A 22,549-nucleotide genomic window follows, 5' to 3' on the forward strand; every position below is an offset into this window, starting at 1 on the left:
ATATGCAATTATTGCAGATACAATCGAATCCATGCAAGCCGAAATCACCCTTCCTTCACCCGCTGCGGCGCGTCCGCAGGGCTGTACCAACTTCAAGCTGCGCCAGTTGCTGCGCCGGGTAGGGCAGCACTACGACGCCGAGATGGCCAAGTGCGGCCTCAAGACCACGCAATACTCGCTGCTGTCGCATGTGCTCAGCCTCGGCCCCATCCGCCCCGGCGACCTGGCGGCGGAGATGAAGATGGACGCCTCCACGCTCACACGCAACCTGCGCCCGCTGGTCGATGCCGGCTGGGTGACCTTGCAGGCCGGCGCCGATGGCCGCAGCCGCCTGGTGCACATCACCGACGCGGGCCGCGACAAGCGCGCCGAAGCCCAGCGCTGCTGGAAGGTGGCGCAACTGGCACTCAACGACCTGCTGGGCCTGGAGCGCGTGGTGGCGCTGCACACCCTGGCCGATGAGTGCCTGGAACTGCTGTCCCCCATCTCGGAGCCTGACCATGGCGAATGACGCCCTTTCAGCACCTTCGGCTGCCAAGCCGGCCGTTCCTCCCATCGCCATCTGGCTGGTGCTGCTGGCCGCCGCGGGCGCTTTTGCCCTCACCATGGGCACCCGCCAGACCATGGGGCTGTTTCTCTCGGCCCTCAACACATCCACCGGCCTGGGCGTGGGCAGCATCAGCCTGGCTTTTGCCTTCGGCCAGCTGTGGTGGGGCCTGACCCAGCCGTTTGCCGGCGCGGTGGCCGACCGCATCGGCACGGGGCGGGTGATCCTGGTGGGCGTGGTACTGGTCGCACTGGGCACCTTCATCACGCCGCTGATGACGAGCACCGCCGGGCTGATCTTCGCCATCGGCGTGCTGGCTGCCGGCGGTGCCGGCATGGCCGGGCCCTCGGTGCTGATGGCGGCCACCACGCGGCTGGTGCCGCCCGAAAAGCGCGGCCTGGCCACCGGCATCGTGAACGCGGGCGGCTCGTTTGGCCAGTTCGCCATGGCGCCCATTGCCATCGGCTTCATGGCCGCCGTGGGCTGGGCCAGTGCCATGCAGTGGCTGGGCGTGCTGGTACTGCTGGCGCTGCCGGCGGTCTTCGTGCTCAAGGGCAATTCGAACGCGCTGGCGGCGCAGGCCGCTGCGGCATCGGGCGTCAAGGCGCTCACGGCGCGCCAGGCCATCGCACAGGCGCTGGCCACGCCCAGCTACCTGTACCTGGCGGCCGGCTTTCTGGTGTGCGGCTTCCATGTGGCCTTTCTGGCAACGCACTTGCCCGGGGTGGTGGCCGCCTGCGGCCTGCCCCCCGCAGTGGGCGGCTGGGCGCTGGCCATGATCGGCCTGTTCAACATCGTCGGCAGCCTGGCCATGGGCTGGGCGGTGGGCCGCTGGCGCATGAAGTCGCTGCTGTCGCTGCTGTACGCCACGCGCGGCCTGGCGGTGCTGGTCTTCCTGTTCGCCCCCAAGACCACGGCCGTGATGCTGGTCTTTGCGGCGGTGATGGGCGTGACCTTTCTGTCCACCGTGCCGCCCACGGCTGGGCTGGTGGCCAAGATGTTCGGCACGGCCAACATGGCCATGCTGTTCGGGGTGGTGATGCTCTCGCACCAGGTGGGAGGCTTCTTCGGCGCCTACCTGGGCGGCAGCGTGTTCCAGGCCACGGGCAGCTACGACTGGGTCTGGTACATCGACATCGCGCTGGCCCTGGGCGCCGCGCTGGTGAACCTGCCGATCCGCGAGGCGCCGCTCAAGCGCCTGGTCCCCGCCACCGCCTGATACCCCGATACCGTTCCCAAGAGCCTGTTGACCATGACCGATACCACCCATACCGTACCGCCCCTGTACCTGGAAGATATGAGCGTGGGCCGGCGCTTCACGAGCGGCGAGCACGCGATGGACGCCGAGCAGATCGTCAGATTCGCCCGGCAGTTCGACCCGCAGCCCTTCCATATGGACGATGCCGCTGCCAAGGGCACCCTGTTCGGCGGCCTGGCTGCCAGCGGCTGGCATACGGCGGCCATCACCATGCGCCTGCAGGTGACCACCGGCCTGCCGGTGGCCGGCGGCATCATCGGCGCCAGTGGCGACGTGGCCTGGCCCCGGCCCACGCGCCCCACCGATGTGCTGCATGTGGTGAGCGAGGTCATGGAGGTCAACCCGTCCAGATCGAAGCCCGACCGCGGCATGGTGACCGTGCGCAGCGAGACCCTGAACCAGCATGGTGACGTGCTGCAGGTCTCGACCGTGCGTATCGTCGTGCCGCGCAAGCCGGTGGCTGCGCCATGACTGCCGTTGCAACGCCGGCCGCCGCCGCGGGGGCGATGAATCCGCGCACCCGCATGCTGCTGGAGGCGCCCATTGCCCCCACCTTGCTGCGCATGGCGGCCCCGAATGTGCTGGTGATGCTGGCCCAGGCCGGCGTGGGGCTGATCGAGACCTACTTCGTCGGCAAGCTCGGCACCGATGCGCTGGCCGGCATGGCGCTGGTGTTCCCGGTGGTGATGCTGATGCAGATGATGTCGGCAGGCGCCATTGGCGGCGGCGTGGCGGCGGCCATCGCGCGGGCCCTGGGTGCGCGCCGGCGCGAGGACGCGGACGCGCTGGTGCTGCATGCGCTGGTCATCGGGCTGGTGTTTTCGCTGGTGTTCACCCTGGCCGTGGTGGGGGGCGGGCGCTGGCTCTACACCCGCATGGGCGGGGCAGGGGGCGCGCTGGAGGCGGCGCTCATCTATTCCAACTGGGTGTTTGCCGGCGCGGTGTGCGTGTGGGTGTTCAACACCCTGGCGGCCATCATCCGCGGCACGGGCAACATGGCCGTGCCGGCCTATGTCACGGTGTGGGGCGCGCTGGTGCTCATCCCCCTGTCGCCGCTGCTGATCTTTGGCTGGGGTCCGCTGCCGGGCCTGGGCATTGCGGGCGGCGCCATCGCGCTCATGGCGTACTACGTGCTGGGCAGTGCCGTGCTGGCCTGGTACCTGTGGTCGCCGCGCAGCCTGCTGCGGCCCGCGTTCAAGGGCCTGCAACTGCGCTGGCCGCTGTTTGCCGACATCCTGCGGGTGGGCCTGGTCGGGGCGGTCTCCACCGTGGCGACCAATGTGGCCATCGGTGTCACCACGGCGCTGGTGGGCAGTTTCGGCACGGCGGCCATTGCCGGCTACGGCACCGCATCGCGGCTCGAATACCTGATGGTGCCGCTGGTGTTCGGCTTTGGCGCGCCCCTGGTGGCCATGGTCGGCACCTGCATCGGCGCGGGCCAGCGCGAGCGTGCCCTGCGCGCCACCTGGATCGGCGCCGCCATGGCGTTCGGCATGACCGAGGCCATTGGCCTGTGGGCCGCGTTTTTTCCCGCCACCTGGCTGTCGCTGTTCGCCAGCGACCCGGCCATGATCGCCGCAGGCAGCCAGTACCTGCGCACGGTGGGCCCGGTGTATGGCTTCTTCGGCCTGGGCCTGGTGCTGTACTTCGCCTCGCAGGGGGCAGGCCGCCTGTTCTGGCCCGTGGCCGGCAACCTGGCGCGGCTGGTGATCGCCGTCGTGGGCGGCTGGCTGGCGCTGCGCTGGGATGGCGGCCTGGCCGGCGTGTTCGCCGCGCAGGGTGTGGCCCTGGTGGTTTACGGCATCGTGATCGGCTGGGCGATTGCCGGCGGCGCCTGGTTCGGCCGCGTGGGCTGGCCGAGCAGCCCGGCAGGGCTGCTGCGGCGTCAGACGGGCACGGTGTAGTTCAGCGTCATGCGGCCGCCGTCCACGGTGACGATCTCGCCCGTGACATAGCTTGCCGCATCGCTGGCCAGCCAGGCCACCACGTCGGCGATCTCGGCCGGGTCGCCCAGGCGCTTCATCGGCGTGCGCGACATGATCTTGGCCTTGGCCTCGTCGCTGGTGAGCACGGCCTTGGCCGCCAGTTCTGTGGCGATGGTGCCGGGCGCCACGGCGTTCACGCGCACGTTCTTGTCGGCCAGGGCCAGCGCCATCACGCGTGTGAGCTGGTTGATGCCGCCCTTGCTCACGTTGTAGCTGGAGATGCTGGGAATGGTGAGCACGCCATTGACCGAGCTCATGTTGACGATGGAGCCGCCGCCCGAGGCCACCATGGCGCGCGCCACGGCCTGGCCCACCAGGAACGAACCCTTGAGATTGACGCGCAGCACGGCGTCGAAGTCTTCTTCGGTCACTTCGAGGAAATCGGCGGCACGGAAGATGCCGGCGTTGTTCACCAGCACGTCGATGCGGCCATGGGCCTGCAGCGTGCGCTCCACCAGGGCATCCACCTGGGCCTTGTCGCCCACGTCGCAGCGCACATAGAAGGCGCCGAGATCCTTTGCCAGTGCATCGCCACGGGCGTCGTCCACGTCGGCGATCACCGTGTGGGCACCCTCGCGGGCAAAACGCCGCACGCAGGCCTCGCCGATGCCCTGGGCACCCCCGGTAACGATGCAGACACGGCCCTGGTGGCCGAAGTGGACGGTGGACGGGGCGATGGAAGAGGGCGCAGCAGGAAATGTCATGCCCCGGATGGTAGCCGCTTGCCGGCCTGGCGCTGGCCTGGGCCTATCGGCGCGGACGGTCGCGCCGCACGGATCTGGGGGTGTTGGCTGTGCTGGCCGCCTTGTGGGCCGGCTTTTTCGCACGGGGGTGCAGCAAGGGCTTGAACCGGGCGCGCTCCCTGCTGGCCCGGTGGCCACGCCACAGCCAGGCCAGCGCCAGCATCAGCACCACGGCCCAGGCGGTCACCATCCGGGGGTTGCCGGCCAACCAGGACACCACGAAATCGACATACTCCATGGCACGCAAGCTATCACAGCGCGAACCGCCGTTGCATGGGTGTAAACAATCATCAACAAACGGCCCGGCGGCCGGGTTTTGCTGAAACCCTTGGATACACTCCGACCATGAGCGACCTGACGGCCTCCGCGACCGAAGCGCCTTCCCACACCAAGGCCTTGCTGCAGCTGTGCAAGCGCCTGGAGCGGGCGTGGAGCCTGCCCGACATCTTGGACGCGGTGTCTCCGGTGGCGGAGCAGGTGCTGGGCTACCCCCATTGCTGGCTGGGCGTCTATGGGCTCAAGCCGGGGTTCGTCTCGATCCTGCTGCATTCCAGCCAGATCAACGACCCCACGCTCGCGCGGGCCATCGACACCACGGAGATCCCCATCGCAGGCGACAGCATGGTCCAGGAGATCATTGCTGCGGACCATGTGGTGGTGGTGGCCGACGCCCGCACCGACCCGCGCACCAACAAGGAGATCGTGGCGGCGCTGGACAACCGCACCATCATCAATGTGCCGCTGATCATGGCGGAGCAGCGGCTCGGCGCCGTGGGCATGGGTACCTATGGCGATGCGGAAGGCGTGCGCCCGCCCTTGCCCTGGCACATCGACTTCATGCAGGCCATGGCGGCCCATGTGGCGGTGGCCATGGACCGCGTGCGCTTCATGCAGGCCCGCAAGGAAGCCGAGGACGCGCTCTACCACGAGAAGGAGCGCCTGCAGGTCACGCTGCACTCGATTGGCGATGCGGTGATCTCCACCAATGCCCAGGGGGACCTGCTCTACATCAACCCGGCCGCCGAGGCGCTCACCGGATGGAGCCTGACCGCCGCCGTGGGCAGGCCCTATGGCGAGGTGTTCCGGCTGCTCGGGCCTGGCGGCGCCGGGGAGCCGGCGCCCGACATGATGGCCGGTGCCATTGCCGCCGCCCAGGCCCGGCGCTACCCGGAGTTGCAGCTGCACCCCCTGCACGGTGGCCGGGTGCTGGTGGAGGCGACGGCCTCGCCCATCAAGGACGCGGATGGAGAGGTGCAGGGGGCCGTGCTGGTGTTCCGCGACGTGACGGAGCAGCGCCGCCTGAGCCATGAGATCGCCTACCAGGCCATGCACGACGAGCTGACCGGGCTGGGCAACAGGCGCGCGTTCGAGCAGGCGCTGTCGCGCGCCTTCGACCTGACACGGGGCAGTGCGCACCACGACGTGGTCTGCTATCTGGACCTGGATGAGTTCAAGGTGGTCAACGACACCTGTGGCCACGCGGCAGGCGATGCCATGCTGCGCGAGATCGCCCAGCTGTTTGCCGGCCTGCTGGGCGAGCAGGACCTGCTGTGCCGCATTGGCGGGGATGAATTCGGCATCGTGCTCGGCGGCCACAGCGTGGCCGACGCCCTGCAGGTGGCCGAGAGGCTGCAGCAGCGGCTGGCAGGCTACCATTTCGTGTGGCTGGAGCAGCGCTTCGGCGTGGGCGTCAGCATCGGCATGGTGGCGCTGGACGCCTACACCGAAAGCGTGGGCGCCTTGCTCCAGGCCGCCGACAGCGCCTGCTACGTGGCCAAGGATGCGGGGCGCAACCGCATCCACCTGTACGCCATCGACGACCCTGCGCTGGCGCAGCGTTATGGCGTCATGGAATGGGTGAGCCGCATCGAGCATGCCCTGCTGCATGATCGGTTCGAGCTGTTCGCACAACCCATCGTGCCCCTGCAGGGCGGTGATCCTGAGGGCCTGCATTGCGAAATCCTGCTGCGCATCCGCAGCGCGCTGGGGGAGCTGGTGCTGCCAGGCCTGTTCATGCCGGCGGCCGAGCGCTACCACCTGGCCGCGCGGGTCGATCGCTGGGTCGTCACCCATGCGCTGCGCTGGGTGGTCGAGCAGCAGGACCGCATCGCGCAGTGCTCGATCAACCTGTCGGGCCAGTCGCTCGGGGATGCGGCCTTCACCGCTTTCGTGCTGGAGGCACTGCAGAATGCCGATGTGCCGTGCTCCAAGCTGTGCTTTGAAATCACCGAGACAGCGGCCATCAGCAACCTGCATACGGCCAATCACTTCATCGAGACCTTGCGTGCCTGTGGCTGCAAGATCGCGCTCGATGATTTTGGCAGTGGCCTGTCCTCCTTTGCCTACCTGCGCAACCTGCCGGTCGACGTGCTCAAGATCGACGGCCAGTTCGTGCGCGACATCGACCGCGACCCGGTGAGTCTGGCCATGGTCAAGTCCATCCACGAGATCGGCTGCCTGATGGGCAAGCGCACCGTGGCGGAGTTCGTCGAGAGCCAGGCCCTGGTGGCCCTGCTGCGGGACATTGGCGTGCACTATGCCCAGGGCTACGCCGTGGGCTACCCCGTGCCGCTGGCGCAGGTGCTCGGCGGCCGCCAGAGCGTGCTTGCATGACGCCACCTTTGCGGGCACGCGTGTTGCATGCAGCGGGCCCGTAACCGGAGCGAATGAGGATGCGTGCCTTCCAGCTGTCTCTGCGGACTGCCATCGCGGTGCCTTTTGCGGCGCTGTTCGTGGCCACGGTCGTGCTGCAGGCAGTCACGCAGCACCGCCAGATCAGCCAGTTGATCGAGCAGGAGAGCGTGCGCGTGCTGGAGGCGCTCACCAGCAACTCGCGGGCGCGCCTGGCGCAATTCCTGGAAACCCCGTTCCTGATCCAGAGCACGGTGGCCGATGCCATCAGCCGCCATGGCCTGTACCAGGAGGGCGACCTGCGCCCCGTCTATACCCACCTGCGGGGGGTGTTCTCCGACCTGTATGCCGGGCAGCAGCAGATCAGCCTGCTGAGCTTCGGGAGCAGGGCGGGGGAGTACACCGGTATCCGCCGGGAGCCCGGTGAGGGGTTTCGCCTGATCCTCAAGGATGCCACGACGAGCGGCATGATGAATGTGTACGAGGACGATACGCTGCGCAAGGTGGCGGCGGCCTTTCCCAACTACGACCCGCGTGTGCGCCCCTGGTATGCGCCGGTGGCCGGCTCGGGCCAGTCTCGCTGGTCGCCCATCTACACCACGGCGGGGGAGCGGGGCGACATCACCATCTCTGCCGCGACGCCGGTCGTGGCCGATGGCAGCCTGCTCGGTGTGATGGAGGCCGATGTGCGGCTGGACAGCCTGAACCGCTTCCTGCGCGAGGAGCCGCTGCGCGGCCAGGGGCAGATCTTCATCGTCGATGCGCAGGGCCTGATCGTGGCCCATTCGGAGCCGGGCTCCGTGCTCGGCGAACGCCGCAATGCCGCCGGCCAGCGGGAGCGGCTGCGCATCTCGGAAAGCACGAGTGCCCAGATCCGCACGGCCGAGAGCTATCTGCGCGAGGTCCCGGCCACGGCTGGCGGAAGTTTTCACTTCCAGCACCTGGATGCGCGCTACTTCGGGCGCGTCACGCCCTATGCGGACCCGCGTGGCATCGACTGGCGCATCGTGGTGCTGCTGCCCGAGTCCGAGCTGCTTGGCGACACCCGCAGCGCAGGCCAGGGGGCGCTGCTGGCCGCCGGGGCCATTGCCATCATCGGACTGCTGCTGGGCCTGTGGGTGATCCAGTGGGCGGCGCGGCCCATCCTCAGGACCGCCGAGGCGGCCAACCGGATCGCCCGTGGTGACTGGGACACGGACATCGTCGCCCCCAGCCCCCTGCGGGAAACCACCATCCTGGTGCTCGCCTTCAATGAAATGGCCCACCGGCTGCAGCGCTCGTTCCAGCAGATGCAGGAGTTGCTCACCCATGACAGCCTGACCCAGTTGCTCACGCGCCGGGGCTTGCTGGAGCAGGTGCAGTGGACAGAGCCGAAGCGCGCCGTGCTCGGCCTGGTGGGGCTGAACGCCTTTCGCGCCATCAACGACAGCGTGGGCTATGGGGGTAATGTCGGTTTTTGTGCAGGATCAGAATCCTGAGTCAAAATTCCCTTAGAGCACAACTACTTAGCGCCGCGGAGACGCCTCCCGCGGACCAAAAAATCTTCAAGGCGCTTGCCGTGTTCCAGGGCGTCGTTCAACCAGTTGGGGCGACGGCCTTTGCCGCCCCATGTGTTGCCCTGATCATCTTGGTACATGCCCATCTGACTGCTTAGAGGCTTAGGACTTGGGGGGGGCAGACTCGGAACAGCTTTCGTTTCAAGTGCAGCCACTTCAAACAAGTCGCCCGGCACCAATTCGAATTTGGCGATCACCTCCTTCAACAGTGGAATGATCTCCTCTGCCTCGTAAGCGTCGTTCATCGCCTCTTCCAGGCGTTTCTTCATTTGGGTCATTGTCCTAGGCACCACGATCTCCATTCAAAGAGCTTGAAAGCAGCGTAGCCCATTGTGGCGCGAGCCTCCACCGGGGCCTGGTGAATTCTCTGGAACTCCACAAGCAGTGATCCCAGGCGGGATTCATTCTGTGCCACAGAGCGCTCGCTGCGGAAACGTGTCGCGGTATCGAGGCGCTGGCACAGTGGATTGGAGGGACGGGTATGGAGGGCGTGGATGAGCTAACGGAAAACCGCCCGTCTTTGAATGCAGCCCGAAGCCACATAGGAACTATTGCGCTTGGTGCCGGCAAAAGCAATACACGAACTGCTGAGGCGCCCCCCAGGGCGTGGTGTGGATCTCGGTGTGGCTGTCGATCAGTTCGAAGGGTGCGCCAAACCTACCGTGCAGTTCGTCGGGTGCATAGCGGGAAACCTCCAGACCGCTGCACTTCTCAGGCCCCTGCGGCCCGAATGTGCCGATGATCGCAAAGCCACCGGGCCTCAGAGCGTGCATCACCTGCGCCACATAGCGCTCACGCTGCGCATCGCTGGTGAGAAAGTGGAACACCGCGCGGTCGTGCCACACATCCACGGACGCCGCAGGCAGCCCCACCTCCAGGATATCGGCCGCAAGCCACGCCACCTCGGCGGCCCTGGGGCCCAGCCGCAGCTGCGTGACCTCCAGCGCCGTACGCGACAGGTCCAGCACCGTGATGTCCTGGTAGCCATCGGCCAGGAGGTCATCGACCAGCGTGGACTCGCCCCCGCCCACGTCGATGATGGACGCCTGCTTCGAGCGGGCCGCCCTGCGGACATAGTGCAGGGACTGCAGCAGGTGCGGCGCATACCAGCTCACCGCTTCAGGCGACTTGGTGCCGTAGACCGATTCCCAATGCGTTTCAGTGCCCATGGGGGATTCCCTGCGAACATTCAGGATGCACAGCGTATCCGATCACCGGGACCTTGCCATGAAAAGGCCTGGATCTATCCATGCCCGTGCCGGTGGTGCGCATCCGGCACATGGGCGTGCACGTGGCGCAGCGGCTCATGCGCGTGTGCATGGCTGTGCGGCCCCTGCGGCATCACCGCGTGGCTGTGGTTGTGGTGCCCGTCATCGTGGCGGTGGGCGTGCTCGTGCTCCATGGCCTCGTGCTGGTGCTCGTGGCCGTGCGACTCGGCCAAGTGCAGCAGCACGCCCAGCACCATCAGCGCACCACCCGCCGCCATGGCCCAGCTGCCGCTGCGGTCGCCCAGCGCGATGGCCAGGGCCGCGCCGATGAAGGGCGCAAACGCGAACACCGAGCCCGTGCGTGCAGCGCCGAAGGCCCGCTGCGCGAGCAGGTAAAAGCGCAGGCTCAGCCCGTAGCCGGTGGCACCCACCGCCAGCAAGGCCAGCGCAGCGCCCATCGAAGGCAGCGGGTCATCGAAGACCCAGGCCAGCATTGCGGTGGCGCAGCTACCCAGCAGCGCCTTGCCCAGCACCACCTGACCCGGGTCGCGCTCGGCCAGGGCGCGCGACAGTGTGTTGTCCGCACCCCAGGCGGCCGTGGCCAGCAGCACGGCCAGCAAGCCCAGCAGCTGGCTACCGCCGGCCTGCCCCTGGCCCATCACCAGCGCCATGCCCCCGGCCAGCAGCAGAATCATGGCCGCCCAGACGCGGCGGTCCATCGTCTCCCCGTACAGCAGGCGCGCCAGCACGGCCGTGAACAGCGCCTCCAGCGTCAGCATCAGCGAGGCGCCGGTGCCGCTGGTGTGCTGCAGCCCCCATGCCATCGCCACGGGGCCCAGTACGGCACCAAAGGCGGCCATGGACAGCAGCCGGGGAATGTCGCCGCGCGTGAGCCGCGCCTCTTGCTCGACCCGCTGACGCGACAACGCGCCCACCGCTGCCGCGCCCGCATACAGCAGGGCCGCAGTGGTGAAGGCGCCCAGCCCGGCCCCGAAGTGCTGGACCAGCGGCATGCTCACGCCGAACAGCGCGGCCGACAGCAGCGCCAGCAGCCCGCCGCGCAGTGACGGCCAATGCATAGGGGTACGGTTCATCGGGAGATCACTTTTCGGTGAAACGCACGGTGATGGTTGTCTTGCTATTGGCGGCACGGCTGCCACCTTGGCTCCGTGTAGCAGCAGGTTGCCTATGCCTGGCCAGGGCCGACTAAGGTCCTCCGGTTGAATAAGCAATGCGCCGGTACTGAAATGTTCCTGCGGGGATGGAGACGCTCATCGGCACACTTGCGTAGTCATTGACCCAATCGATAAAGGCATCTACACCCGCGACTGGGTAACGGCTTTTGAACAGCGCTGCAAGTCCAGACACATGTGCGCCAGCCTGAGAGGTGCCCCATCCGCTGAAAGTGGCCGTGGCCGTTGCTCGCCCGGCACCGACTAACGGTCCACCGAACTCGGGCTTTTCTCCTCCGGGCGCGAAAAATATCGGCTTTGTGAAGTTGCTTGGGGCTGCAAGATTCGAGTAGCTCGCTCGGGTCAGTCCAACTCCGTCGTTCGGTACACCTGCTACCTTGATGACGTTTTCTGAACAGGCGGGATGGCTGATTCCGTTCAGAATTCCATAGTTGCCCGTGATGGACACGACGGGCACACCAGCGCTGTAGAGGTAGTCGATCCAATTTTGAAGCCACACGGCCCCCGCTGCGGCATCGCAGTCACTGCCATAAGTGGGTAGAGATCGAATGCTCATGTTCACCACCATTTGCGCTGGTGAGTCGGGGTCCGCATTCGCCGCGCCTGAAAGATAGACTACCCGTTCCAACGCAAAGTCCAGATCAGACATGTGGAAGCCCGATTGTTTTGGTGTGGACATCATGTTGTAGGAAAACACGTTCATCGAGTACAACTGCGCCCCTGGTGCTACCCCTTGCAGCGCTCCACCCGAGACGTTTGGTGAAGCAATGCCGGCGGCAATCGAAGCCATATAAGTGCCGTGATCACATTGTGTGAAGTCCACATTCAGGCAGTTCGCAATATTCGGATTTGGCTCACCGGAATTCGGCGTCCCAACAGGGCTATCCCAGTTGTCATTTGGATTCGGACACACAGAGCGCCACCCACTGATAGTGCGGGTCCCGTAGCAGTCTTCTCCGATGACTTTGGTTGCGCCATTCATGGTGAACATCTCATGGGACTTTCGGATCCCCTCATCGATGACAACGATGGCTTGATTGGTGCCGGTAAAGCCTGAACTCCAGGCGGTGGGCGCGTTGACAAGGGGAACGCTCCCGCTGAGTCCTTTGACTCCTCCCAATCGGTTGGCAGCTACTTCCAGGATCCGTGGATCATCGTTGCCCTTCAATCGCTTGTATTGCGCAGGCGTCAAGCGAAGATGCGCCGAACCTATGGTGTCGCGCGCTGACTGTTCCGGTTGGGCTTTGATCCCAGCGTTCGCCAGAACCTCGGTAAGAGCCTGGCGGTTTGCCTTTGCTTGATTCCTGCCTGCCGGCGAGTTCCATCGAATCTTTGTGGTGTAGAAGAGCCCACCCCGGATCATGATGGTGACTTCGACTGTCCCCTCTCGCTCGGCATCCTCCAACGCCCATGACGACCAATTAGCGACGCGCGGATCCTTGTATCCGAGGGGGCGAAGGGACCGAACTGCAGGGTGGCTCTGCAGCGTTATCAGCGTTGGCAAGTCGATTTCGGCCAAGACCAACGCAGGATTCGACGGGCTTTTACTGATCGAGTCGACGAAGCGACTGGATTCGAGACCTGCCGCTTTTATCTGACTGATCAAACGCTCTGACTCCTCATCCAGCTCTTTGGATGGGATGATCTTCGTGGTTGCGTCTGGCAGTATTTGATACTGCACCGTCGCGCTATTCAATACCACCTCTGCTGCCGCACTTCCATTCTGCTTGATGATTTTTTTCAGCGCACTCAAGCTGCCATCAAGATCATGCGCGGTGCTACGTGTCTTTTCAGAGGTATCCCGCCGAAACGAGATGACGTTCGGACTCCTTTCCAAAATGGCCAGTCCTTCTGCTTTCAATGTCAAACCAAACTGCCCTGTGGGGCTGCTCCAAGAACCTCCACTGTACATGTAGGCTCCCAATTCCGCTTTGATGGAATCGGTTCTAGTTTTGAGATCTCTGGACAGGACCGGATAGTCGTTCGCGGTGGTTGGGGGAAGCGCTGACTTTGAAGCCACAATGGCCACACGCACCGCCCCCTCCTCGAATGCGATCTTCTTCATCTCTGCGAGCTCGACCGGGTCCACATTCGAGGCGTTGACGGATATGCAGGCCGTAGCCTGCGCGAGCAGAACGATCCATTGGTTCAATTTCATGGGATCTCCCTTGAAATAATGACACTCTCGTCGACCGCAGCGTGCGGGGTGCGAAGCAGCAGCGCACTTTGCTCCGAAGGGACTGAGCAAGCAAGGAATTCTTTGCGACGCGACTGGGAGTCGTCCGGCAATCGCGCTGACCACCCGGGCTAGATCGAGGGCCGTGGCATTGGCACGCAAACATGGCCGTGATGGCGAACTTGCCGCAAGGGGTTCTCCATCATTTTCCTTTTGCTGCGCGCGGCTCCGGCTGCGCCTGAAGGGTGTCCAGGCGGCGCATCAGTTCCTCTGTCAGCTGCTGGCGTGCCGACTCCGCTGCAGCGGTCGCGGCGAGCAGCCGCTCCAGCTCCAGGTTCCGCTGGGTGGCCTGGTGCAGTTCTGTGTGCAGGCGGGCAAGGTCCTGCTCCTGGCCCAGGGCCTTGGCGGACATTTCCTCCAACTGCTGGGGCATGCCCGCGAAGCCTTCGGCAGCCTGCTGTGCACCCTGCAACTGCGCCTGTAGCTGCTGAAACTGCGACTTGAGCTGCGCCAGTTCGCGCGCGAGCGCCTGGTTCTGCTGGTGGTCGTTGCGCATCTGCTGCTGGTTGGCCGAAACGGCCGCATTGGCCTTGGTCAGTTCCGTCTGCAGGTACTGCAGTTGGTGCTCGTGCTGGCGTAGCTCGCGCTCGCGCTGCTCCTTGGACGCATCGCGGAAGTGCTCAAGCGCCTCCCTGGCGTGGGTGTGCTTTTCTTCCAGGGACTGGCTGTGTGCTTGGGCACTCGCAAGCCGGGTCTGCAGCTGAGTCGTTTGCTCGACCAGTTGGGCCTGCTCGATCGCCTTGGCGGCCAACTGCCTGCCGGCGTGCTCGAGAGATTCGCGTTCCCTGGCCAACTCAAGCTGGGTTTGTTCCAGCTGCCGCCTGGCCGCGGCCGTTTCGCTCTTGGAGGTCTCCAGGCTGGCCTTGTAATGCGCCTCCTTGGCGTTGAACTCCTCCATCAGCGCAACGACCCGTGCGTTGGCATCGAGCTCCAACCTTGCGGACAGGCGGCCGACCAGTTCAGCGAGCTCGTCGCTGATGCTGATTTTGGGTGCCGTGGCGTGGGCTTCCTCGTCTTCGATTTCCTTGAGGTACCGGTGGATGGTCACCTTGGAGCCGGTGTTGCCCAGCTCGACCCGCACCGCATCGATGGACGGGTACTTGCCTTGGCTGATCAGCCTATCCCTGGCTCGCAACACCTCAGACTTGTAGATCCCCGCTCTGGCCATGGCTTCCTCCGATTTTTTCGTACTGTATTACATACCATGATATTACATACCATTAATTGCGATGGGAACGGGAAAATTTCTAGAAAATTCGGAGCAGTTAATAAGGGTTTATCTGTTGTGATCCGTGCAAAACCTTGCCGCAGCATGGTTGGCGGCATGTATCGCGCCGGGAAGGGGGAGTTTTGGAGGTAGCTGATGCCAAGAGGCTGTTGCCCGCGTGAGCATCTGATCCGAAGAGATACCAATGTCCAACTCGGCCCGAAATACGTGCCCACAGAGAATCGATTTCGATGATCCAAGGGCACCGAGAGATCTGTAGCGTCAACGCTTGCAGCTTCTCGATCTTGACGCGTGATCCTTTTTCGCACAGGGCCTTGACCTTCACATGGTGACAAGGTTCAAAGTCCAAATGTGCATCAACCAAAGGAGGCTCACATGGTCGAATTCAATGTTCCTGATATGACGTGCAACGGCTGCGCTCAGCGCATTGGCCGCGCAATATCGGAAGCTCGATTGCCAGCCGGCGTCGAGGTAGAAATCGACGTGGCTGCCCGGAAAATTCGAATTCCGTCGCTAGCCGGGGATAGCGCTGTGGAGCGCGTCCGCGCTGCCGTGGTGCATGCCGGATACAGAACAGACGCAGTCGTGGTGGCGTCATCGCATCGAACAACCGGCGGCTGCTGCTGTGCGCCTCGGGCCCAACCCTCTGTTGATGTGGATCAAGGCGGAACGACTCGAACCTCGTCATGCTGCAGTTGAAATTACAAGGAGACCACCATGCGTCTGAACATCGTCACTGGCCTTTTGACTACCCTGTTCGTGACGGGCTGTGCCGTCGCGCAATCGCCCAAACCTGCTGACGAACATTCGGGACATCACCCCGCCGGTGGCGGGCAGAGCGGCGCTGTAGCTACGCTGCCAACACCTGCCGCTACTGCAGCACCCGCGCCTGCTGCCTTCGATAACCAAATGAAGGCCATGCAGGAAATGCACAAGAAAATGCAGGCGGCGAAGACTCCCGCCGAACGCGCAGGGCTAATGGACGGCCAGATGAAGCTCATGCAGTCGGGCATGACCATGATGAGCATGGGCGACTCGGGGGGCATGGGGATGGGGATGGGGATGATGCAGCAAGGGGCGCAAGCGAAACCGGCCAGGCCGGCTGCATCGGAAGGTTCGGACATGAGCGGCATGATGGGCATGCACGCCCATATGGAGCGCCGCATGGCCATGATGGAACAAATGATGCAGATGATGGTGGATCGCCAGGCGGCCATGCCACCCAAGTAGCCACCCGCAAGCATCCCAAGTGCTGCTCGCAAGCGCTCCCTCAGGTGAACGAGCCTGACGCCAGCCTCATGCAGCCTCAGTATCCGGCCGATCCCGACTTCTCGGCTTTCGCATCAGCACATAGGCAGCGGGGATCACAAATAAGGACAGCAGTGGTGCGGTCACCATGCCGCCCAGCATGGGGGCTGCGATTCGGCTCATGACTTCCGAGCCCGTCCCGCTGCTCCACACGATAGGGATAAGGCCTGCCAGGATCACTGCCACGGTCATGGCCTTGGGCCGCACGCGCAGTACGGCTCCTTCCCGGATGGCGTCCAGCAACTCCTCCAGCGTAGGCCGCCTACCGTCCGGACACCTCTCGGCCAGTGCCTGCTTGAGGTAGATGAGCATGACCACGCCGAACTCCGCTGCAACCCCTGCCAGCGCGATGAAACCTACCCCCGTCGCAATCGACAGGTTGTAGTTCATCAGGTACAGAAACCAGATTCCGCCGGTGAGTGCAAACGGCAGCGTGGCCATGATCAGGGCCGCCTCGCCGAGGCGGGAGAAGGTCAGGTACAGGAGCACGAAGATGATCAACAGCGTTGCGGGTACCACCACCTTCAGGCGCGCGTTCGCCCTCTCCAGATACTCGAACTGTCCCGAATACGTGATGCTTACCCCGGGCTCAAGCTTGACCTGGCGGCCCACCGCGTCGCGCAGATCATTCGCAACCGAGGCCAGATCGCGCCCCCGGACGTCGACATACACCCAGCCCGAAGGGCGCGCGTTCTCGCTCTTGAGCATGGGAGGGCCGTCGGTGATGGAAATCGATGCCACGCTGCCCAGGGTGACCTGCTGCCCTGTAGGCGTGGAGAAAGGCAGCTGTGCCAGTCGCTCGGGAGAATCTCGCCACTCGCGCGGGTATCTCACGCTGATAGGGAACCGGGCAAGCCCCTCGACGGTCTCGGAGATGTTTTCTCCCCCGATGGCGCCGGACACCACTGCCTGGACGTCGGATACGTTCAGGCCATACCTTCCCGCCGCAGCCCGGTCGATGCGCACATCCACGTAGCGACCGCCCGTCAGCCGCTCCGCGAGCGCCGATGACACGCCCGGGATTCCCTTGGCTACCTGCTCGACCTGGGCTGCGATCCCATCGATAACATGCAGGTCGCTTCCCGTCACTTTGACACCGATCGGGCTCTTGATGCCCGTGGCCAGCATGTCGATGCGGTTACGGATGGGCGGGATCCAGATGTTGGACAGGCCCGGGATTTTGACGGCCTTGTCCAACTCATCGATGAGGCCTTCGGGCGTCATGCCCGGGCGCCACTGGTCCCTGGGTTTGAGCTTCACCGTGGTCTCGAACATTTCCAGCGGCGCGGGGTCGGTTGCTGTCTCCGCGCGTCCCGCTTTGCCAAACACCCGTTCGACCTCGGGCACCGTCTTGATCATGCGGTTGCTCAGCTGCAGCAGTTCGGTTGCCCGCTGGGCCGACAGTCCCGGCAGCGCCGAAGGCATGTACAGCAGATCTCCCTCGTCCAGACGCGGCAGGAACTCGCCGCCCAGTTGGGACAGCGGCCAGATTGTGGTGGCCAGCGCCAGTACGGCGATGACGAGGGTCGATTTGGGGCGGGAGAGGACCCATTCGAGGCACGGCCGATAGACCGCGATCAGCACCCGCGTGATGGGGTTCTTCTGTTCGTCGGGGATGCGACCCCGGATCCAATAGCCCATGAGCACGGGAATCAGGGTGACGGAAAGACCCGCCGCCGCTGCCATGGCGTAGGTCTTGGTAAAGGCCAACGGCCCGAACAGGCGCCCCTCCTGTGCTTCGAGGGTGAAGACCGGCACGAAGGACAAGGTGATGATCAGCAGCGAGAAGAACAGCGCAGGGCCGACCTCTTCGGCAGCCTCGGTGATTACGTCCCATCGCTCCTGTCCGACAAGTGCTCGGTCCGGATGGGCGTGCTGCCAAGCCTCCAGTTTTTTGTGGGCGTTCTCTATCATCACCACCGCAGCATCCACCATGGCACCTATGGCGATCGCGATCCCGCCCAGGGACATGATGTTGGCGTTGATGCCCTGGTAGTGCATCACCAAAAAGGCGGTCATGACCCCCAGCGGCAGCGAAATGATGGCCACCAGTGCGGATCGCAGGTGCCACAGGAAAACGACGCAGACCAGCGCGACCACGGCGAACTCTTCCAGCAGCTTGACCGTTAGGTTCTGGATGGCCCGCTCGATGAGTGCGCTGCGGTCGTACGTGGTGACGATCTCCACCCCCTCGGGCAGGCTGCTTTGCAGTTGTGCCAGCTTGGCTTTGACGGCCGAGATGGTCTCTTGGGCGTTCTTGCCGGAGCGCAGGATGACCACCCCTCCCGCGACTTCGCCCTCACCGTCGAGCTCCGCGATGCCGCGGCGCATTTCGGGCCCTGTCTGGACCGTGGCGACATCTCCCAGGCGTACGGCGATCCCTCCGCGTGCCGCCAGGGGCACGGCACGGAAGTCGTCAAGGGTCTTGAGGTAGCCATTGGCGCGAACCATGTACTCCGCACCGGCCAGTTCCAGCACCGACCCACCGGTTTCCTGGTTCGCATTCATGACCGCTTCGCGCACCTGTCCTTGGCTTACGCCGTAGGAGGCGAGCTTGATGGGGTCAAGAACGACCTGGTACTGCTTGACCATCCCCCCCACCGAAGCCACTTCTGCGACGTTGGGCAGGCTCTTGAGTTCGAACTTCAGGAACCAGTCTTGCAGCGCGCGCAGTTGGGCCAGGTCATTCTTGCCAGTGCGATCCACCAGCGCGTACTGGTAGATCCAGCCCACCCCCGTCGCATCAGGGCCCAGGGCCGACTTGGCCGTGGCCGGCAACCGGCCCTGGACCTGGTTCATGTACTCCAGCACCCTCGAACGCGCCCAGTAGAGATCGGTTCCGTCCTCGAACAGGATGTAGACAAACGAGTCTCCGAAGAACGAAAACCCGCGCACCGTCTTCGCCCCTGGCACGGACAGCATCGTGGTCGACAGCGGGTAGGTCACCTGGTTTTCAACGATCTGCGGTGCCTGGCCGGGATAGCTGGTGCGAATGATGACCTGGACGTCCGAGAGGTCTGGCAGCGCATCCACGGGGGTCATGCGCACAGCCCACCCGCCCCAGGCCGTGAGCATCAATGTGGCCAAGAGAACCAGAAAGCGGTTCGCAACCGACCAGCGGATCAGTCGCGCGATCATGGCTTTATCCTTTCCACGGCGGTGATCACGAAGTCCTTGCCCTGTTGCTGAAACGTGAACTGCACCTGCTGCTCTGGTTTGAGGGACTTGGCCAGCTCTGGCGTCGCCAGCTTGAAGGGCATGGTCATGCCAGGCCACTTCAGCTCAGGAACGGCATCGTGGGTGAGGGTCGCCTCGGTGGGCGTCACCTCATCAACTACTCCTCGTACAGTAAAAGTCTTGGGCGTTGACGTCGTCGCTTCAGGGGCCGGGGAACCCTGACCATTGGCCGCTTGCGCAACGCTGGCTTGTGGTTGAGCTGGCATGATCCCCCGCAGGCTGGCTTCCGAATCAATCAGGAACTGCGCGGACGCTACCACCTGCTGTCCTGCGATCAGTCCGCCTTGCACGACCAGGCGGTCATCGATTTCGGCACCGAGTTGCACTTGGACGGGGTGGTACTTGCCCGGGCCATCGACCACGTAAACCAGCGCCCGCTTGCCGGTCCGGATCACGGCTTCGCTGGGCACGAGCAGCGCAGGCTGCTTGCGTCCTGCAAGGAGGATCTGCCCGGACATGCCCGCTTTGAGGCGCTGGCCGGGATTGGGAAGCTCCAGGCGCACGCGCACCGTGCGGGTGTCGCGGTTGGCTTCGGGAAGGATGCTAACGACACGGGCCTTGATAGTTTCGCCGGGAAACGCGGCCAAGCGAACCTGGGCATCCTGTCCCAACTGCAAGGGCCCGCTTTGCGCCTCGGGAACAGCGGCCTCGATCCAGACACTGGCAAGCCCGTTCACGCGCACCAGGCTGGCACCCGCGGAAACCGTCATTCCCTGGCGCACCATGAGTTCCGCCACAAGGCCCCCCAGCGGAAAGGTCACGGTATAGCGGCCCTGGGGTTCGCCGGTGCGTTCCACCTGGGCCACGAGCGCAGCCGGCATGCCCAGCAGCGCCAGTCGCTGGCGCGCGGCCGCCGTCAGCGTGTCGTCCTTGAGGGCCCGGACCGCGAGGAATTCGCGCTGCGCAGCGACCCATTCGGGCAGCAGCAGGTCGGCCAGCGGCGCGCCTGCGGCTACCACGTCGCCCGGCGCCCTGGCGTACACCCGCTCCACAAACCCGGCCGAGCGGGCCTGGACGATACTCACATCCCGGTCATTGAGCTGCACCGTGCCCAGCGCATCCACGTCGGCGCCTATGTCACGTTGCTCCACCACGGCGGTGCGAAGGCCAAGGGCCTGCACTGCCTGTGCGGACACATTCAGCCCACTGCCTTGCTGCATGTCTTCCTCGGCGTACTTGGGGACCAAGGCCATGTCCATGAAGGGCGACTTGCCCGGCTTGTCGAACTTCTGTGTCGGCACCATGGGGTCGTACCAGTACAGGACCTTGCGGTCGGTTTTCGCGGCTCCTGTCTCTGCCGTGGAGACTCCTGCCCCGGTGCCACCAGAAATGCGCCATTGAGCCAGGCCCCAGCCCAGCGCGATGCCCGCGCACAGCAATGCGACCGCCACAGCAGTCTTCTTGAAACCAGAATTTTTCATGTCGTTCTCCGCTCAATCGGCGATCAGGCTGTTCAGCCGGGCAGTCACTGCATCGCGCTGTGCCTGCAGGTCAATCAAGCGCCATTGCGCCTCGAGCACCTGCGCACGGGCGCCCAGCACTGCACTGAGGTCGCCCTTGGCGGCCTGGTAGTTGGCAAGCGCGAGCTGGGCACGTCCCTGCGCCAGGCCGATGCCGGCGGACTGCAGTCGCTCGATCTGGCTTTGCAGCGCAGCTAGCTCTGCGGCGCTGTCGTCAAGCTCCTGCAGGCGCCTGCGGGTCACGTCTTCCTGCTCGGCCTCCAAGCGCTGCAGCTCCAGTTGCTTGGCCTTGATCTGGGGCCCCTGGCGCCGCTCTTGTTGCCACGGAAGATCAAACGTCACCTGGAAAGACACCATGTCGCCCCACTGGCGCGCACGGCGGCTGTAGGCGACCTCCCAGGACCAGTCGCCGCGCGTTTGCGCCTGCGCCTCAAGCGACTCGGCAGCAGCCATGGCTTGCATGGCTGGATACTGGGCGAGCTCGGCGTGGCGCAGCACCAGCGCGCGCAGTTCCTCCACCGGGCGGCTGAGTGAGCCAGGCGCACCCTGCAGCCCTTCATCCGATCGGGATCCCACCCAGCGCCGCAGCATCGCGCGCGCCTTGGCGCGATCCCTGCGAAGGTCATCTTGCCGGTCCGACAGCGCAAGCGCCTCCTGCCGGGCTGCCAGCACGTCACCCGCCTGGGCAGAGCCTCCTGCGATGCGTGAGGGAAGACTGTCTTGCAGGCGCTGGTTCTCCGCCAGCAAGTCCGTGAGGACCAGATCGCGCTGCTCGATGGCCTGAGCCAGGATCCAGGCTTGGCTCAGTTCCTGACGGATCTGCACCCGGTGAACCGCCAAAGTGGCTCGTTCCCGCTCTACCTTGGCCTGGGCGCCGGCGATCTGCGCGTCGCGCTTGGCCCGGTTGGGGACTTCCTGCATCAGCGCCAGACGCTGCATGGTCATGGATTCGCGCGAGAAGCTTCCGCGGTCCATGCCGGTAATGGGGAAATTCTCGATACCCACCGACAGTTTGGGATCGGGTAGCGTGCCGGCCGCCTTCTGCATACTGCCGGCTGCGTCAATCTGCAGCCGCTGGGCAGTGATGCGGGGACTCTGCTGCTCAGCCAGGTCCAGTGCTTCAGCGAAGCCCAAGGCATGGACTGGGGAACTGAGGGTACCTGCGGCTGCCAGCAAGGCTCCCAGCGCGCAAAGGTGCAGGGTGCGTGGGTGGCACACCAGGGCGCGCTGCGAGGCGCGCGATGACGCGGCCATGCGCCCGCACGTGGCGCCGGTAAAGACATTTGACATGATGGTCCTCGAAATGAATGGGCACGAAGTCAGACTTGCGCACACGCTGCAGCGCAGCGTGCACGTCGTGCACGATCAATTCCGAAAGACCTTGTGTGTCAGATACAGGGGTGGGGATCCCGCTCGGCTGTCGAACTCTGCGTAGAGAGCCCGCGGGTCGGCGCGTTGCAACTCGTCCAGCACAGCGGGCAGCACATAGGCAACCCAGATGGCGTGCGCCGCGACGGCCTGCAGGTCGAGGATGTGTAGCGAAGGAGCAGACTGGTTGTCACCCTCGCAATGCGCTCGGCACAACTGCGGATCCTGCTCATCCATGGTCGTCGCCATGGCATGGCACTCCGGCATGGACGCCATCGGGACCGCTTCCTCCATGGTCATGCCCGCCTTTTGCATCGACGAAGCATGGGCTGCGGAGTCGAGCCTCGGGCAGGCATAGGCGGCCAGGGCGAATTGCATGAGAAGCAACGCCGCTACCAGGAGGCTGGCAATCCAGCGTCCTTGGCGCGACACGATGCTTCTGACGTTGGTCATGGTGCGATGGTACCCAAGACTGTCCGCTCGGAGCTAGCGCAAATCAAATTCGAATGAAAGACAGCCATTGCTCTGAATCATCAAGCTTCCCATGGTGGCAACGCCAAGGGGCGTGGCGAGGTATACGCGCTCGCCTGC

General features: G+C 64.7%; 19 protein-coding genes. 8 read left to right on the forward strand and 11 right to left on the reverse strand.

Annotated features, from left to right (window positions below; genetic code table 11):
• The first annotated feature begins 31 nt into the window (after positions 1-31).
• Genes U5N23_RS14045 through U5N23_RS14060 form a run of 4 tightly spaced genes read left to right on the forward strand, consistent with a single transcriptional unit; the run spans position 32 to position 3,709 of the window.
• Positions 32-511: a MarR family winged helix-turn-helix transcriptional regulator gene (locus tag U5N23_RS14045; protein WP_322593422.1), complete on the forward strand. Its 480-nt coding sequence runs from the start codon at positions 32-34 to the stop codon at positions 509-511.
• Complete coding sequence (locus tag U5N23_RS14050) at positions 501-1,766, forward strand: MFS transporter (RefSeq protein ID WP_322593423.1); 1,266 nt, start codon at positions 501-503, stop codon at positions 1,764-1,766. Before U5N23_RS14045 ends, U5N23_RS14050 begins: the two co-directional genes overlap by 11 nt.
• A 33-nt stretch (positions 1,767-1,799) precedes the next feature.
• Positions 1,800-2,276 (forward strand): MaoC family dehydratase, encoded by a 477-nt coding sequence (locus tag U5N23_RS14055; protein ID WP_322593424.1) that lies wholly within the window; start codon positions 1,800-1,802, stop codon positions 2,274-2,276.
• Positions 2,273-3,709: an MATE family efflux transporter gene (locus U5N23_RS14060; protein ID WP_322593425.1), complete on the forward strand. Its 1,437-nt coding sequence runs from the start codon at positions 2,273-2,275 to the stop codon at positions 3,707-3,709. Before U5N23_RS14055 ends, U5N23_RS14060 begins: the two co-directional genes overlap by 4 nt.
• Here the strand turns inward: U5N23_RS14060 and U5N23_RS14065 are convergent.
• Entirely contained in the window at positions 3,691-4,494 is an 804-nt protein-coding gene (locus tag U5N23_RS14065) for an SDR family oxidoreductase (protein WP_322593426.1), read from the reverse strand. The genes U5N23_RS14060 and U5N23_RS14065 overlap by 19 nt on opposite strands.
• Before the next feature lie 43 nt (positions 4,495-4,537).
• Positions 4,538-4,771, reverse strand: coding sequence for a hypothetical protein (locus U5N23_RS14070; protein ID WP_322593427.1), 234 nt, complete (start codon positions 4,769-4,771; stop codon positions 4,538-4,540).
• Positions 4,772-4,878: 107 nt separating this feature from the next.
• Between U5N23_RS14070 and U5N23_RS14075 the strand changes: the two genes are divergently transcribed.
• Positions 4,879-7,146 (forward strand): EAL domain-containing protein, encoded by a 2,268-nt coding sequence (locus U5N23_RS14075; protein WP_322593428.1) that lies wholly within the window; start codon positions 4,879-4,881, stop codon positions 7,144-7,146.
• 59 nt (positions 7,147-7,205) lie between these two features.
• A complete protein-coding gene (locus U5N23_RS14080) occupies positions 7,206-8,642 on the forward strand; it encodes a cache domain-containing protein (RefSeq protein ID WP_322593429.1) in 1,437 nt (478 codons plus the stop codon).
• A 23-nt stretch (positions 8,643-8,665) separates the two neighbouring features.
• Here U5N23_RS14080 and U5N23_RS14085 read toward each other — a convergent pair whose 3' ends face one another.
• The 5 genes from U5N23_RS14085 to U5N23_RS14105 all read right to left on the reverse strand — a co-directional run bounded on the left by U5N23_RS14085 (position 8,666) and on the right by U5N23_RS14105 (position 14,525).
• Positions 8,666-8,989 carry an H-NS family nucleoid-associated regulatory protein gene (locus U5N23_RS14085; protein ID WP_082608124.1) on the reverse strand — a complete coding sequence of 108 codons (324 nt, stop codon included), beginning with the start codon at positions 8,987-8,989 and terminating at the stop codon, positions 8,666-8,668.
• A gap of 279 nt (positions 8,990-9,268) precedes the next feature.
• Complete coding sequence (locus U5N23_RS14090) at positions 9,269-9,889, reverse strand: class I SAM-dependent methyltransferase (RefSeq protein ID WP_057267515.1); 621 nt, start codon at positions 9,887-9,889, stop codon at positions 9,269-9,271.
• A gap of 74 nt (positions 9,890-9,963) precedes the next feature.
• Entirely contained in the window at positions 9,964-11,022 is a 1,059-nt protein-coding gene (locus U5N23_RS14095; RefSeq protein WP_057267514.1) for a DMT family transporter, read from the reverse strand.
• Positions 11,023-11,134: 112 nt separating this feature from the next.
• Complete coding sequence (locus U5N23_RS14100) at positions 11,135-13,279, reverse strand: S8 family peptidase (RefSeq protein ID WP_082608097.1); 2,145 nt, start codon at positions 13,277-13,279, stop codon at positions 11,135-11,137.
• A gap of 220 nt (positions 13,280-13,499) precedes the next feature.
• Complete coding sequence (locus U5N23_RS14105) at positions 13,500-14,525, reverse strand: DNA-binding protein (protein ID WP_057267513.1); 1,026 nt, start codon at positions 14,523-14,525, stop codon at positions 13,500-13,502.
• 435 nt (positions 14,526-14,960) lie between these two features.
• On the opposite strand from U5N23_RS14105, the gene U5N23_RS33130 reads away from it, so the two are divergent.
• Entirely contained in the window at positions 14,961-15,284 is a 324-nt protein-coding gene (locus U5N23_RS33130; protein ID WP_416208610.1) for a heavy-metal-associated domain-containing protein, read from the forward strand.
• Positions 15,285-15,302: 18 nt separating this feature from the next.
• On the forward strand, positions 15,303-15,815 hold the full coding sequence (locus U5N23_RS14110; RefSeq protein ID WP_322593430.1) for a hypothetical protein: 513 nt from the start codon (positions 15,303-15,305) through the stop codon (positions 15,813-15,815).
• 66 nt (positions 15,816-15,881) lie between these two features.
• Here U5N23_RS14110 and U5N23_RS14115 read toward each other — a convergent pair whose 3' ends face one another.
• The 4 genes from U5N23_RS14115 to U5N23_RS14130 form a co-directional block, all read right to left on the reverse strand.
• The gene (locus U5N23_RS14115) at positions 15,882-19,031 is read right to left on the reverse strand and encodes an efflux RND transporter permease subunit (protein WP_322593431.1); all 3,150 of its coding nucleotides are present in this window, start codon (positions 19,029-19,031) and stop codon (positions 15,882-15,884) included.
• Positions 19,028-20,551, reverse strand: a complete 1,524-nt coding sequence (locus U5N23_RS14120; protein ID WP_322593432.1) for an efflux RND transporter periplasmic adaptor subunit — start codon at positions 20,549-20,551, stop codon at positions 19,028-19,030. Before U5N23_RS14120 ends, U5N23_RS14115 begins: the two co-directional genes overlap by 4 nt.
• Before the next feature lie 12 nt (positions 20,552-20,563).
• Positions 20,564-21,880, reverse strand: a complete 1,317-nt coding sequence (locus tag U5N23_RS14125; RefSeq protein ID WP_322593433.1) for a TolC family protein — start codon at positions 21,878-21,880, stop codon at positions 20,564-20,566.
• A gap of 75 nt (positions 21,881-21,955) precedes the next feature.
• Positions 21,956-22,411, reverse strand: coding sequence for a hypothetical protein (locus U5N23_RS14130; protein ID WP_322593434.1), 456 nt, complete (start codon positions 22,409-22,411; stop codon positions 21,956-21,958).
• Positions 22,412-22,549 lie beyond the last annotated feature (138 nt).

Origin of the sequence: Acidovorax sp. (assembly GCF_034519795.1) — a bacterium.
Classification (GTDB): domain Bacteria; phylum Pseudomonadota; class Gammaproteobacteria; order Burkholderiales; family Burkholderiaceae_C; genus Acidovorax.

Coding starts and splice junctions, on each gene's coding strand:
- U5N23_RS14115 (WP_322593431.1), bottom strand. CDS start 19,031: ATGATCGCGCGACTGATCCGCTGGTCGGTTGCGAACCGCTTTCTGGTT.
- U5N23_RS14080 (WP_322593429.1), top strand. CDS start 7,206: ATGCGTGCCTTCCAGCTGTCTCTGCGGACTGCCATCGCGGTGCCTTTT.
- U5N23_RS14045 (WP_322593422.1), top strand. CDS start 32: ATGCAAGCCGAAATCACCCTTCCTTCACCCGCTGCGGCGCGTCCGCAG.
- U5N23_RS14125 (WP_322593433.1), bottom strand. CDS start 21,880: ATGTCAAATGTCTTTACCGGCGCCACGTGCGGGCGCATGGCCGCGTCA.
- U5N23_RS14090 (WP_057267515.1), bottom strand. CDS start 9,889: ATGGGCACTGAAACGCATTGGGAATCGGTCTACGGCACCAAGTCGCCT.
- U5N23_RS14065 (WP_322593426.1), bottom strand. CDS start 4,494: ATGACATTTCCTGCTGCGCCCTCTTCCATCGCCCCGTCCACCGTCCAC.
- U5N23_RS14100 (WP_082608097.1), bottom strand. CDS start 13,279: ATGAAATTGAACCAATGGATCGTTCTGCTCGCGCAGGCTACGGCCTGC.
- U5N23_RS14050 (WP_322593423.1), top strand. CDS start 501: ATGGCGAATGACGCCCTTTCAGCACCTTCGGCTGCCAAGCCGGCCGTT.
- U5N23_RS14070 (WP_322593427.1), bottom strand. CDS start 4,771: ATGGAGTATGTCGATTTCGTGGTGTCCTGGTTGGCCGGCAACCCCCGG.
- U5N23_RS14110 (WP_322593430.1), top strand. CDS start 15,303: ATGCGTCTGAACATCGTCACTGGCCTTTTGACTACCCTGTTCGTGACG.
- U5N23_RS14075 (WP_322593428.1), top strand. CDS start 4,879: ATGAGCGACCTGACGGCCTCCGCGACCGAAGCGCCTTCCCACACCAAG.
- U5N23_RS14095 (WP_057267514.1), bottom strand. CDS start 11,022: ATGAACCGTACCCCTATGCATTGGCCGTCACTGCGCGGCGGGCTGCTG.
- U5N23_RS14085 (WP_082608124.1), bottom strand. CDS start 8,989: ATGAAGAAACGCCTGGAAGAGGCGATGAACGACGCTTACGAGGCAGAG.
- U5N23_RS33130 (WP_416208610.1), top strand. CDS start 14,961: ATGGTCGAATTCAATGTTCCTGATATGACGTGCAACGGCTGCGCTCAG.
- U5N23_RS14055 (WP_322593424.1), top strand. CDS start 1,800: ATGACCGATACCACCCATACCGTACCGCCCCTGTACCTGGAAGATATG.
- U5N23_RS14120 (WP_322593432.1), bottom strand. CDS start 20,551: ATGAAAAATTCTGGTTTCAAGAAGACTGCTGTGGCGGTCGCATTGCTG.
- U5N23_RS14130 (WP_322593434.1), bottom strand. CDS start 22,411: ATGACCAACGTCAGAAGCATCGTGTCGCGCCAAGGACGCTGGATTGCC.
- U5N23_RS14060 (WP_322593425.1), top strand. CDS start 2,273: ATGACTGCCGTTGCAACGCCGGCCGCCGCCGCGGGGGCGATGAATCCG.
- U5N23_RS14105 (WP_057267513.1), bottom strand. CDS start 14,525: ATGGCCAGAGCGGGGATCTACAAGTCTGAGGTGTTGCGAGCCAGGGAT.